Source organism: Paenibacillus silvae (genome assembly GCF_014639235.1).
Taxonomy (GTDB): Bacteria; Bacillota; Bacilli; order Paenibacillales; family Paenibacillaceae; genus Paenibacillus; species Paenibacillus silvae.
Window position 1 is genome coordinate 16,098 of sequence record NZ_BMFU01000021.1, and the last position, 13,689, is coordinate 29,786.

The 13,689-nt window shown below is 47.7% G+C and carries 9 protein-coding genes and 1 pseudogene; 1 reads left to right on the top strand and 9 read right to left on the bottom strand.

Features of this window, described 5'->3' with window-relative positions; all coding sequences use genetic code 11:
• Window positions 1-82: 82 nt before the first annotated feature.
• The 9 genes and pseudogenes from IEW26_RS28805 to IEW26_RS28845 form a co-directional block, all read right to left on the bottom strand.
• Entirely contained in the window at window positions 83-742 is a 660-nt protein-coding gene (locus IEW26_RS28805) for a TVP38/TMEM64 family protein (RefSeq protein ID WP_188594850.1), read from the bottom strand.
• 333 nt (window positions 743-1,075) lie between these two features.
• Window positions 1,076-1,522: pseudogene (locus IEW26_RS30890) on the bottom strand (HNH endonuclease); the annotation flags it as partial.
• Between the two features lie 758 nt (window positions 1,523-2,280).
• On the bottom strand, window positions 2,281-2,430 hold the full coding sequence (locus IEW26_RS28815) for a hypothetical protein (protein WP_188594851.1): 150 nt from the start codon (window positions 2,428-2,430) through the stop codon (window positions 2,281-2,283).
• 214 nt (window positions 2,431-2,644) lie between these two features.
• Window positions 2,645-3,820, bottom strand: a complete 1,176-nt coding sequence (locus IEW26_RS28820) for an acyltransferase (protein ID WP_111268471.1) — start codon at window positions 3,818-3,820, stop codon at window positions 2,645-2,647.
• Window positions 3,821-4,039: 219 nt separating this feature from the next.
• Window positions 4,040-4,528, bottom strand: coding sequence for a GyrI-like domain-containing protein (locus tag IEW26_RS28825; RefSeq protein ID WP_145404750.1), 489 nt, complete (start codon window positions 4,526-4,528; stop codon window positions 4,040-4,042).
• Between the two features lie 268 nt (window positions 4,529-4,796).
• The gene (locus IEW26_RS28830) at window positions 4,797-6,149 is read right to left on the bottom strand and encodes a cryptochrome/photolyase family protein (RefSeq protein ID WP_188594852.1); all 1,353 of its coding nucleotides are present in this window, start codon (window positions 6,147-6,149) and stop codon (window positions 4,797-4,799) included.
• A gap of 25 nt (window positions 6,150-6,174) precedes the next feature.
• Window positions 6,175-7,338, bottom strand: a complete 1,164-nt coding sequence (locus IEW26_RS28835; protein ID WP_188594853.1) for a response regulator — start codon at window positions 7,336-7,338, stop codon at window positions 6,175-6,177.
• A 111-nt stretch (window positions 7,339-7,449) separates the two neighbouring features.
• Window positions 7,450-10,566, bottom strand: coding sequence for an ATP-binding protein (locus tag IEW26_RS28840; RefSeq protein WP_188594854.1), 3,117 nt, complete (start codon window positions 10,564-10,566; stop codon window positions 7,450-7,452).
• 601 nt (window positions 10,567-11,167) lie between these two features.
• Complete coding sequence (locus IEW26_RS28845) at window positions 11,168-11,584, bottom strand: SRPBCC family protein (RefSeq protein ID WP_188594855.1); 417 nt, start codon at window positions 11,582-11,584, stop codon at window positions 11,168-11,170.
• A 345-nt stretch (window positions 11,585-11,929) separates the two neighbouring features.
• On the opposite strand from IEW26_RS28845, the gene IEW26_RS28850 reads away from it, so the two are divergent.
• A complete protein-coding gene (locus IEW26_RS28850; RefSeq protein WP_188594856.1) occupies window positions 11,930-12,697 on the top strand; it encodes a class I SAM-dependent methyltransferase in 768 nt (255 codons plus the stop codon).
• Window positions 12,698-13,689 lie beyond the last annotated feature (992 nt).

A 13,689-nucleotide genomic window follows, 5' to 3' on the forward strand; every position in this document is an offset into this window, starting at 1 on the left:
TCTGGAGATTTGGAGTTAGCCCTCTCCCGTTAGTCGAACGCGGTAAAAACGCATGGCCGCGGGGGCTGCCCTCCAGATCAAGCTATGAAGAGATGGAATTCCCTGAGCTCTGATGCACGGATTGCAGCTCATCCTGATCGGGGTTGAAGCGTGTGAAGTGACGCTCGAGCTTGCGGCTGGCCCAAAGGGAAACGGCAATGAACAGAATTACGCCGATCCAGCGTATCGGGTGTTCAAGGAACTGCTCCACGTTGGAACCGATATACGTGACAGAGAAAATCATGATGGCTTTCCCAAGACCCACCGCGAGCAGGAAGGATAACAAGCGCATTCGCGCAATGCCTGCGACAATGTTAATAATGACAAACGGCCCTACAGGGAATATGCTCAGCAGAAAAACATAGCTGAATGCGTTTCTGCGAATCCATACCATACTGCGCTGTACACGCGGTTTGCGGGCCCATTTTTCCACAAAAGCCGATTTGCCAATCTCCCGTACGATCAGAAATGTGACAGTACAGCCCAGAACCATGCCGATCCAGGAGTACAAAAAACCAGCCCATAAGCCGTATACGGCTCCATTGACACCCACGATAAGCAGCGTAGGCAGCGGCGGAACAAAGGACTTCATAAACGTTAGCAAAATGCCTGGCAACGGACCAAGAGAACGGAACTTCTCCAGCCAGAACCGAATATTTTCTTCTGTGATATATGACATAATATCAAGTGCTGCCGTTGTCATCCGCATCCATCCAATCTATATCAATCTGTTACAGCTGTTTGAACTACCTCAAGTCATCCTTTTTGTGAACCTTTAATAGTTACCCCACAAGTATAACGTAGATTGGGCTGCCATACCGTTGTCAATTTGAAGAAATATGATATGCAAGCTGGTCCAAAAGCATTGACATACAAATAGATGAGAATCAGACAATACCAAAAAAGCACACCATGATCGTATGATCTCGGTGCACTTTGCTTGTTTGTAAACGGCATTGAAATGGCTGCATTTCAGCGGCACATATCTAGGGCGTGTCTTGAAATCTGCTTCCTCCGGAGTTGACACGCCCTAATTTCAATGCGTATCCTCTAGCCCACTCTCCTGCAGCTCAAGCTCCAGCAACTCCGCCTGATGCGCGGCATTCCATTCTGGAATTCCTGAACGCATGAACTCATCCGCATCCATAGCCGCCTTCGACTGGTTACACAGGTTGCAGGCACAGACACAATTAAGCGGTGTCGTATGCCCACCCTTCGCCCGCGGAAGGAGATGGTCAATGGTATCACCGTAGGAGCCGCAAAAATAACAGGTATAGTTGTCCCGATCCAGAATAAAACGCTTGAAATCCTTGTTGCTGAACAGACGGCGAATGGTATACCGATTGACAACAACAGCGGCTTTTTCCTTCACCAGGGTGGCCGCCAGCTCCAGATCCACTTCCTGATGCCAGCGGCGGCCCTTGTCGGTTTTGCCGCGCATGCGCACCATACCCTGCCGGTTGGTCCGAAGCGAAGCTGGATCTTCCGGATCAATGGCTGCTGGCGGCGCATGATGACGTCGCGGCCTGCCATCCATCCCAGACGCATGATTTCGGCTGGAATGATGGGTGGACTCACGGCCCGGTGCAGCTGGTGGCTGAGCCTTCGCCGCAGCTACGGGGCGCGCAGGCCCCTTGCTGGCGCCGCCACGTGCACTGCTACGCCCGCCGCGGACACGGTCCGACTCCGACGCAGGAGCATCGGCAGAAGCATGAGCATTTACAGCTTCTACAGGCTTCCGTTTCCGCCGTCTTCGTCTTTTCTTGCGCAGACTGCCTACGGAAGACATTGTCGCCGCATCCTTTAACTGCTGTGAGGTCTGCTCAGCGAGCTTGGCCTTCACCTCTGAAGCTGTCGACCTTGCTGATGGAGGGGAGTTCAACTCGCCTCCTGAACCCTCGCCCCGCTCGCTCCCTTCAGCAGTACGCAGAGTCTTAGTCGCTTCTGTCTCAGGACGCTCAAGCTTGGCAGCATCGATGGCCTGTCCCGCTTGACTATCTTCTGCATGGCGTTCCCGAACACCGTGCTGTCGACAGCGGCGGCAGGCCCCGCGTCTGGCTCCGGGACCCGCCTTTTTCCCGGTCCTGCGCCGAAAATCAGACGCAGGCCGCGACTCTCCGCAATACATACATGTCTTGGTTCGCTGCGTTCCTTGTGCTGTCGTACCTTCGCGGGAAGGGGCTGGTCCCGTCTCCATGTTGTCACCTCGGTTCCGAATGTATCCGGTTTCTTTCTATTGTATCACATCTGCTCGCGAACACCCTCATAGCTATAAGCTTTGTATTCCTCTGAGCTGTACTCGGGAGTCTGCTCATTGCATTCGTGAAGAATGTGCTCTACATATTCCAATATATCCTGCATCGGTTTCCCGCATTGTTCACATCTAGTCATGTTGATCACCTTGATCCTGTCTTTTAAGTTTGCCTTATATTATGTTCCGCCTTATGATTACCCCGGTATTCAGCAGAAGAAACATTCGTTCCCATGAGAATGATATGAATATCCGGCAATCTCAGGCAGCAGCAAATAGAATAAAAGCCGTCCCTGGACGCCCGCAGGCTGACCAAAAACGGCTGATCTTCATCTTTACGCAAAATTGTAACCTCTAATGCATATCCACTTGTCCAGAATTCTGCTGGGGCACAAGACGTGGCTTCGGTTTGGGCAGATTGCCAAAGATAACCCAGGCATAAGGCAAAAACCTTGCGGCAAGTCCCACCACAATCCACGAAGCGATCAGGGCAATACCGAATCCGCTGGCATACCATAGATGAATTAACCAGGAGACCCCGGTTTGTGGCGGATACTCACGATAAAATAACAGGAAAAACGGATGAATCAGATAGATGCCGAAGGACAGCGTACCCAGCCGGTTCAACGGTTGAACAATGAATGCAGGACCATGATGATAGAGCCAGTATGCAATCTGGATAATGACCAGAGCACAGGCAAACGTATGAACATTCCATAACAGCTCGTACCATAACGTGTTATATGTGGCAATCTTCAAACGGAGCAGATAGTAGATATAGACGTGCGCCAGCCCGGCCGTAATCCATACAGCCCATAGTAAAATCCATGAAGCAACTCGACCTTTGGTTGCATTAGCCCTGCTAATGACAAACCACTGCTTGATCTGTGGGAAATACACCCCCATAAATGCTCCTAACATAAAGTAAGAAAAATAAGAGAAGGCCCAGCTGCCCTTGTTGGGAACTTGAAACCCGTATTTATTACTTACGATGAAGGCCCATTGAATGAGCAGCCCGATCGGCAAAGACCATTTTACAACAGAAGGATATTTCTTCAGAAGCCAGAGCACAAACGGGAAAATAAGATAAAACTGCATGTTAATAAACACAAAATACAGATGTGTGTAGGCTTTGCCTGTAAACAGCTTCTCAATAAAGCTGATCAGCGATTCATTAAAGGGTCGGCCCTGATAATACATGTTATGCAGAACGACAAAATACATAATAGAGAATAGAAAATACGGCAGCAAAATATAAACAAAGCGCTTTTTGTAAAAATTGCTGACGAGCTTTTTGTCCAGCGGACGGGTGTAATAATTATAAAACAACACAAAGCTGCTCAGAAAAATAAAGGTCGGCGTACCATATTTCATAAAAATATTAATAAAGTTGTACAACCAATAGTAATTTGAGCTGGTCATATCGACCGTCGCATAAGATGTAGAATGCACGGACAGTACTCCGATAATGGCTATTGCCCGTACAATATTCAATTCCGGGATTCGTTCTCTTTTCAGTGTTTGATTCATGTTAAGAGGATCTCCTTCATGTATTCGTCAATATGTTAAATATGACGTAGTCCATTTAGCTCTCTATCTATTAAAAGCCATATTGCTTAACATGTGTAGTCCAATTTCTTAATATTTTTTTAATTTTCAAGTGAATTTCACATTATTTGCATGCTTGAGCATGCCAAAAAGACCGCAGTAACGCGGTCTGGGATAGATTTCGTGATCTTATGCAATCAATTAATTTTTTTCGTTCACCGGCACCAAAATTAACAATTCCGGCTCGAGATCATAGGGATCCTGTTCCATCGGATAAATTTCATAATGTGTAAGCGCCCCGTTGGAAAGAGCATATCCCTGCTCTTTAATCCATGAATATATCCGGTGATAAGAAGATTCTACCGACTGTCCTTTGAGATGGTTGTACCTCACATAAGCATGTGAAGGAACATCGATCCGAACCATTCCTTCCGGGATAGACTGCAGGGCTGCATCACTAACTTCAACAGCCACATAATGGATAAAGCCGTTCTCTGTCATATGATAAGACAACCCGAGTAATTCTTCCGAGTGAAGCACATTCTTTATTTCATGAACCCGACGTTTGAATTCAGTTTGTATTGCTCTTATGCCTCCTGCCCCGGCTTCAGCAAAGGTCCCCTCCCATTTCAAGCCAATTGCAACCCTCGCATCTTTATAGACCAGTTCCTCCTGCTGAACGTTTTCCATGCACCTCATCCTTCCTCTGCTCAATGATATACATAGCCAGCCTGCCATTTCATATCTATCGTCGAATCTGTCAGTTCTGTCATCTTGGATGCTGACTTTATTCTAAACCAAAATAGTTACAAAATCTGTATTAAACACACAATTTAATCAGCTGAGTTAGACTAGATTCAACGCAAAAAATCCCCCATTAAACACAAACAGGGGGATAAGAAATACATAATTTAGAAGCCGCCTATGTTCATTTGGAAGGAGATCTGAGTAGGATTTTCTACCGGCTCGCCAGAATTTGCTTATAAACATCGATAGCAGCTTGTCTGGAGGTTTTCAGGTCAACGATCGCATCTTTCCTCGGCTGATGAATATCTTTGCTGTGCTCATGCTTTAAATCAGGCAGCCACTTGCGAATGTAATCTCCTTGAGCATCATACTTCTCGGACTGTGCAACAGGGTTATTGACACGGAAATAGGGCGCAGCATTCTCGCCCAGCGAGGCGCACCACAGCCAGTTCCCTCGATTCTGAATGTTATCATAATCCTTCAGTTTACGTCTGAAATATGCTTCACCCAGCGTGAAGGGGCACTGAAGGTTTTTGGTCAGAAACATCGCCGTTAGAATACGAAGCCGATTAGGCATATGCCCGGTTTCATTCAGTTCTGTCATAGCCGCATCAATAATCGGGATGCCTGTCTCCGCTTTGCACCAGCGCTCAAAATGAGTATCGTGAAGAGCGGATAGGTCGTATTTTTTTTCATACGTAAAATAATGCTCCTCATAAACCGCCCTGTACAAATAAAAATCGCGGAAGCACAGCTGCCTGATCCACTCTTCGGCTTCGCCAGCACGCTGCGCGGCATCAAACATTTTGCGAATGGATACTGCCCCCACTGCAATATAGGAGCTGAGATGACTCGGCTCATACGCCTCGAATTCATCCCGATGCTCCCCGTAATCTGCCACTCGTTCGGACAAGAAACGATCCAGCAGCATATGCGGGTCTTCCCCTTGATCCTCCTGCTCCCCAGAAGCTGCCTGGTGCAAAGTAGACGGTACCTTCATTCCATCCGGCCATTCCAGCGGGTAGTCACTGACGTTCACATCCTGAATGGTTACGGACGATGGCGGATTCGGATATTCATGCATAAACTCCAGCCAGCGCCTGTGAAACGCAGCAAACACTTTATAAGGCTCTGACTTGCCCGTAAATTCAGCAAAAGCTTTCAAATCGATTAACAGATGATCCGTCAGCTGGGTAAAAGGAATTTCACAGGATTCACATACTTTACGCAGCCCTCTGTCTCTATCTATCGCATACGGCGTCATGTCCCGATGAACCACGACCTCGCTGATCTTGCCTTTCATATGGCGCAGCACCCATTCAAGCACCTCGGCTGGCTTGCCATAAGCCGTATGTAGCTGCCGCCCTGCCTCTTGATACGTTCTACCCAATGCTGCTGCATGACGCAGGAAATTCACACCGCTGTGGTCCTTCTCCCGGCCCTGCCGCAGCAGGAATGGATCATAGATCAACATATGCAGGCTCTCTTCCTCCTGCTCTCGCAAATAATCAAATGCGCTCAGATCATCTGTACGCAGGTCTTTACGGTGTATGAATAATTTCACGCGTCACGCCCCTCCTGCCTGAACATTATCGCTTCGTCAGACTTTGATATAACTTGCTTGTTTCAGGCTCTGGCTGATGACCCAGTTCTTCCTTCAGGACCAGCGTAAATGAATGATAGAGACGCAGTATACCTTGCTGGTCATCCATAGAAGCATACACTTCCATCATCAGTCTGCAGATTTCTTCCGAATATGGCTCACGCTCCTGCAGTTCCATCAGCAGCTCAATCGCCTGCCCGCCTCGTCCCTGCATCATATCCCATCGGGCAATATCCATGACAAGTCCCGTATATTTTCGCCGGAGCTCCCTGCTCTTGGCCCTGGACCAATCATAATCATGCTCTTCCAGATAATCACCACGATAGAGCAAAACAATCTGTCTCAGTTCCTGCACATTGGCCGAAGTGATGGCAGCATAAGACATCGCCTGCTCAAACTGTTCAACATCGCTCACCAGATTGCCTGTTATTAGACGATAACGGTTCATGTTGTACTCCAGCTTGCCTGTCATGCCCCATTCCTTCAATAATTTGCGAATCTGATATACAGACGTGTGCAGCAGCGTGAGCCCTTTATCCTGAGATAAATCTGCCCAGAGCTTATCAAGCAGAATCTCCTTGCTTACCCACTCCCCGCGATGATGAAACAGAAAAGCAAACAGTTCCTGTGATTTGGTTGTACGCCACTTGTGTTTCTCCGCACTCTGCTCCAGACTTCTGAAAATATCCAGATGTTTAAAGGTTAGCAGCCCCGGCGCCTTCAAATCCAGCTCCTCCTCATCAGGCTCCGATTCCTGCACTTCTGCCGTGGCGGCAGCTTGATTGTAAAAGGACATGACACCTGCCATACGGTCAATTGTCTTGGTTATTCTGGTTGGACTGACCGGCTTTAATATATAATCCAGAGCCTGCAGCTCAAATGCCTCCACAGCATGATCTGCATAAGCGGTTACAAATATGACCCGAATGCTCTGATCCAGCTGCTGGATGTATTCGGCTGCTTCCAGTCCATTCATCTCCGGCATGCCAATATCCAGAAACACCACATCCACACGATGATGGGCCAGAAAATCCAAAGCCTCGCGGGCTGTTGAAAAGCATTGCACAGGATCGATCCTTCCGTCCGACTGAAGCAGACGCTGCAGGTGGAGCTGCGCCGGCTTCTCGTCATCTACAACTATGGCTCTCACCGTTCCTCTAACCTCCTGCCATGAGAGATTCAATTTATATGGATACCGACTATATCGGTATCCGCTTATTCGTATGTTAACCATAATTACCCAAAATTCTAATTTGCGTTGTCATGTAAAATGATGAACCTGCTTCAACGGCACGCGGAACTGGATTTGTGTTCCACTTCCGACATGGCTCTGAATCTCCAGCGCGGTTCCATAGAGCGACATGAGACGACGATTAATATTATGCAGACCAACCCCTCCCGGGCCTTCCGTTCGACCTGACTTGACCTGAGCCATCCGCTCCGGAGGAATGCCCACACCGTCATCCTGTACCCGAATAATGACATCATCGGACTCCTGGAAAATGTGCAGCCTTACCGTTCCTCCGGCCGTCCTTTCCATAACCCCATGGCGGATTGCGTTCTCCACAAGCGGTTGAATGGTGAGCGGGGGAAGAAACAGGCGGATGTCCGGCTGCACATCATATTTGACGACAAGCCTGTCCTCAAATCTTGCCTGCTCCAGATGTACATAAGATTGAACCAGTTCCAGCTCTTTGTATAACGGAACCAGCTGCTCCCTGTTCTGAAAGTCAAAGCTTCCCCGCAGATAATGACTCAATTCAATGAGCAGATCGGTTGCCTTGTCCGGGTTAACGGCACACGTCGCAATAATGACATTCAGCGCATTGTAGAGAAAATGGGGTTTGATCTGCGCCTGAAGAAAAGCCATCTCCGTTCGTATGGCATCCTGCACAGAACTGCGCATAGCGATCAATGTACGAACCCGCGCCCGCAGTTCACCCGCATCGACCGGCTTGCTCAAAAAGTCGTTGGCTCCCGCCTGAAAACCATGGCGGATATCTTCAGGCAATCCGCGAGCAGTGAGCATCAGGATCGGCAGCTCGGACAAAGACCGGTGCTCGCGCAGCTTCCGGCAGAGCTCCGGCCCAGACATTTTGGGCATCATCCAGTCCGTGATAACCAGGTCTATGGAAGGATGCTGTTCATATAGTTGCAGAGCCTTGAAGCCGCTGTCTGCTGCAAGTACCCGGTAACGTTCCGTTGACAGCAGACTTAGCAGCACATGCCGATTCACAGGATCATCATCCACAATGAGAATCGTATGTTCTCCCTCCTGTGCCTCTTCCTGAGACGAGTTTGTACCTAACATGTCTATCACGTCCATTGAAGTCGGGCTTGCTGCATTCTTCATCTGGGCCGGCAAATAACGTGCTGGCACCGGGCTCTTCTCTTCCTGCAATAACGGCAGTTTCACAACAGGTAAAGTAAAATGAAATGTTGACCCAACGCCTGGCTCTGAATCAACCCAGATTTCCCCTTCACTTAGCTCAACCAGCTTTTTCGTTATACTGAGACCGAGTCCTGTTCCTTCATAGGTACGTTCCATCGTGCCATTGGTCTGCTCATACGACTGAAAGATATCCTCCAGTTTATCCGGTGCAATACCAACGCCAGTATCCGCAACAGATATTTTCACCTTGTCGCCCTCAACGGCAGCATACAGCTTGATCTCACCTTGCTCGGTAAACTTGTAGGCATTGCCAAGCAGATTATAGAGGATCTGCCGAAGCCGATCCTCATCTGCCTCTACCAGCGGCAAAGCATCGGGCCAGTGCTGATGCAGCACAATGGGTTTGTCTCCAAACGTAAATCCGGAAACCTCAACTACCGATCGTGCAACGGATTCCAGATCGACAGGCACGCGTTTTAGTTCAATCTCACTGTTTTTCAATTTCGAAAAATCAAGAATATCGTTCACCAGCAGGGATAAGCGTTTGCCCGTTGCTGTAATCATTGACAGATTTCTGGCCTGCTTTGGCGTCACCGCTCCGGTCGAGCCTTCCAGCATAGACTCGGCAATATTAATGATGCCGTGCAGCGGTGTCCTCAGCTCATGAGACGTGTTGGCCATAAATTCATCCTTGAGGGTATCAATCATTAGCAACCGCTCTGACAGAGCCTCCACCTCACGGAAAGACTGCGCAAATCGAATCACAGTGACAACCAGTTGAATCAATACAAATAACAAAAGCTCAAGCAATGCGAGAAAAGCGGTATCCAACGATACAAACGCTCCAATCGTATGCAGCACAACCACCATAATAATGCTCATCATGCCTATCAGCGCAAAATGGCTGTCGTTTGTCTGTTTACGCGCCCAGAGAAGCATCGTTCGAATTGCGTAGATCATCACAGTGAAGGAGATGATCAGCATGGGCAGTTCAAATGTGGAGAAAAGTGCAGGTGGAAGTACAATACCTACAAGGATTTGAGCTATTAGAAGAAACATACCCAGACGCACAAACCACCCATGAACAGCACCCGCCACCAAGGCAGCCAAATACCGAAGCAAAAAGTAGTACGAAAATGCCCCACTAAGAAGCTGAATTCGAAGCATCACATCATGTGTTAGCAGCGGAATAAGCATAGCCAGCAGTTTCTCTCCATGCGTGAGGGTATACACGGCTCCCGAGAGGCTGAATAGTCCCAGAAATTTCAGTTCCTGCTCATTACGCCGCAGCCTGAACAGCAATAAGAAAAACATGGCTGGCAGAATAAAGCCGAGCAGTGTCAACATATCCTTTACCCAGCCCTTCTGCTGGCTGGCAAGAATACAACGCTCATCTCCGAACAGAACGGATGCAACAATGCCTCCCGAGGCATAGCTGTAATTGGATACCTGTATGATAATGTCAGCTGTATTCCCCTGAATCGATGTAAAGCCTGTATAAGGCAAGTTCTTCTGAATATCCACGCTTCGGGTTTCGCCGGGCGCACCAACGCCACCGATCAGATTACCATTGATATAAATGCGATGGGACATCCGTATGTTCTGTGTACGAATTCCATAGCGATCGTTCAGCTGATGTGGAGGAAGCTGTACCTGCAGATGATACGTTGCATATCCTTGGGCTTGTCCCATTGCCGTATTCCATCTGGCAGGCACATGAACGTGCTTTGAAGCAGGCATTGGCCTGTTCCTCTGTGTACTGGCTTCAAAATCCTCCGGCCCAAGCAGCTGGTTCGGGTAGAAATCCCAGGTCCCGTTAAGCGAAGCAGCCCCTTGCTGGCTGAAATTCCATTGGCGCAGATCTATATGCCCATCGGTCACCTGCGGATTATTCCGCTCACTAATCCATGTCTGGGCAATCCAGGCCAGTGGAAGCAGAACGACGAATATGAAGCTTAAAGTCAGCACGATCCAGTTTTTTTTCATCTATGTATTCCTTCCATACTTATCCTGAGAAAGAGAAAAGGACTGACTTCAAATAAAGAGTCATTTTTTGTCGATTTATTCCTATAATCCATGTTACACGTTTCTGGTGTCCACGCAAATAGTTCATCCAATCATTTCAGCCCATTTTTAGCAAAATAAAGCGAATATCTGCACGCTGCACTACATGCTATTAGCCAATACAACCAAAAAAGCCCCAGCCTCCTCCCCTTCAGATGTAACCGGAGAGAAGCCTGGGGCCTGGATGAGGCAGCCGGAGCGCATACTCAAAATACCCTATTAGCCTTACATGGGACACAGCCTTGCAGGTAAGTCAATCCTGCTACTGCATTTCACAGATCTGATCTACACCGCTCTGCACTTCGCCAATGTTTATTGCTCCATCCCTACACTCTTTTTTTACTGAGTCTTGTACATGCTCTCTAACTCTATCTTCTCCCACCCACACTTCGCGAACCTTCATCGCTCATACTTTACCAATCTTCATTACTCATACTCTACCAATCTTCATTACTCATAGTTTACGAATCTTCTTCATTCGCCTTACCAATTTCCCACAAACGCTATTTTTCACTATTTCGCATTAACTGACGACTTGTGCAAGCTTCTGCACAAGACCCGCCCAGCCCTGTGCCATCCGTTCGCGAATGATGGCATGGGCCTGTCCGAATTCAGTCAGTTTGTCGGCATCCCAGCCGCTGTGGATCAATGTAAAATGGGTGCCTCCATCTTTTTCGGCAAGCTCGAACGTTAACGTCCAATCCTTCCCCCAGCGAAAGGCCAGCTTCCGCAGCGGATGCACTTCAACAACCACGCAAGGAGATTGCCCGAACGGCCCCGCTTCCAGCGTGAATTCATAACCCTCGACCGGCTCCAGATTGCTGGGCATGAACCATGACCCCAACCCTTCGGCAGTCGAAACTTTAGGCCATACCTTTTCCACAGATGCTGTCAGTGACAGCTCTTCCTTAATATCCGGCAATGCTGTTGATGATTCCATTTGTTAACCTCCTTGACGCTATTCTCAAATCCAATCTATACTGGATCTATCTTACATATAAGGGACTCAACCCCTTCGGTAGTCTGCTCCGAGAGATCCATTTTCAACCACCATTACTTATAACATAAATTGTAAATCCTTCTCCCGATTGCAGATCTGCCAATTCAGACATGTCTGAAAACGCTGAACGCAGCCCATTCTGCCGAATTTTCGTTCCAAACCAGGAAGTTCCCACAAGCGTGCCGGGACACATCAGAGGAAAAGTGACACATTATGGTCGAAAAGCAGTACAAGATGCACTTCAGCAGGTTTTAATACAAGCCTAATCTTAGGAGGAACTATATATTGTCATTTAGTTATTACGGCCCTTTATGCACCAAAGTTTACGACATAACCAAACCTGTCGGACACTCCCTGAGGGGAGATATTGAGTTTTACCATAATCTGCTGGAGCCTTGCCATGGGCGCATCCTCGAAGCGATGTCAGGTTCAGGGCGTATGCTCATCTCGCTGCTGGAAGCAGGTATGAAGGTAGATGGTGTTGATTATTCAGAAGCTATGCTCCAATCCTGCCATGATCGATGCGTTGAACGCGGACTGCCTATACCTGAGTTATTCGCAGCCGATCTGGTGACGTTACAGCTACCTTATCGCTATGAAATGATCATTATTCCCAGTGGCTCACTGATGCTTGTTCAGGACCGAGATGCTTCCATACAAGTTCTTCAGAACCTATACAATCATCTGGAGCCGGGAGGCAAGCTGGTCTTTGATCTGTTTGTGCCAGACGTAACTCAGTCCGCCTCTAGCGAAACGTCAACTGTACCTTTGACCGATGGTGACACGATAACCGTTGAAGTGAAAACAACCGAAGTTAATCTGCTCCATCAATACCAGACTAAACTGATTCGTTACGAGCAGTGGCATCAGGGCAATCTTGCCAACACCGAGCTGCAGCAGCTTACATTAAGATGGTATGGATTAGAGGAGCTTCGTCTCGTTCTCGAAAAGATAGGCTTCGTGGATATTCAGGTCTACGCTGATTTTAATCCAAGTAAGCTGCCCACACAAGCCGATCAGAAGCTGGTATATGAGGCATCACGACAAGCTTAGATGTAAGGATAGACAACTTTGAAACGATGTAGGGTCAGATAGCTTGGTTGAGGTTTAAATTGGATAGTTTGGTAGGGTGCAGATCCAGCTTGAAATATTGATACAGAGTATAGATAACACCCTAAATCCTGCGATAGCTATGTTTGCCTTAATCCCTTAAACTATTCGTTTAAAATCCATACATATGACCCTACTTATCGCAGCTCCCGAACACTAACGTTCAGTCTACCTAATGCTTCCAAAAAACACTTCTGCAGCCAAATTAAAGGCTCAGGGAGAGAAAAGTTTTAGAAGCTTGAAAAGAGTTAGGCAGACCATAGTTAGTTGATGGTTGGGTGGGTGGTCGCTTGATTGGATGGGGGGACGGGTGAGTGATTGGTTGCGTAGGTGGGTGTTTGGATGGGGGACGAGTGAGTGATGAGTGATTGGTTGGGTGGATGGTTAGTTGATTGATTGGGTGAGTGATGGGTCAGTGAGTAATTGGTTGGTTGATGAGTGAGGCAGATGGTTAGCAGGGAGTTATTAACCTGGTTGCTGCTCTAACGCTCCCCACGAACCTTATTTGCCACCAATTAGGACTTTCCGAATTCTAACGATTCCCAGAAAGCTTATTCCGTCAAAAAACCGGAAAAACGATCCTAATTGCAGCAAAATAAGCTAAATAACGTCTCTGTGAATCGTTAGAAATGTGAAAGGCTATAAAACGCCTAAATAAGGCTTCTCCAGATCGTTAGCGCTCACCACATCAACTCCACCTGTTACCCCTCACTCATATCATCCACAATAATACATATCATTCACACCGTATCTATCATTCGCACCATTCAAACCGTATATATCACTCATATCATTTACATAATGAATATCTTTGTATCATTCACACCACATCCATCAGTGGCATCATCAAAAAATAAACTATCCATACATACATTCATCCGCACATCTGCACATGCAACCATCCAGAAATCTATACATCCTATCCGTACAGGCTA

Bases quoted from the DNA above. Each gene is read 5' to 3' on its own strand.
- IEW26_RS28820 (WP_111268471.1), bottom strand. From the start codon at position 3,820: ATGAATCAAACACTGAAAAGAGAACGAATCCCGGAATTGAATATTGTA.
- IEW26_RS28845 (WP_188594855.1), bottom strand. From the start codon at position 11,584: ATGGAATCATCAACAGCATTGCCGGATATTAAGGAAGAGCTGTCACTG.
- IEW26_RS28805 (WP_188594850.1), bottom strand. From the start codon at position 742: ATGACAACGGCAGCACTTGATATTATGTCATATATCACAGAAGAAAAT.
- IEW26_RS28815 (WP_188594851.1), bottom strand. From the start codon at position 2,430: ATGACTAGATGTGAACAATGCGGGAAACCGATGCAGGATATATTGGAA.
- IEW26_RS28825 (WP_145404750.1), bottom strand. From the start codon at position 4,528: ATGGAAAACGTTCAGCAGGAGGAACTGGTCTATAAAGATGCGAGGGTT.
- IEW26_RS28840 (WP_188594854.1), bottom strand. From the start codon at position 10,566: ATGAAAAAAAACTGGATCGTGCTGACTTTAAGCTTCATATTCGTCGTT.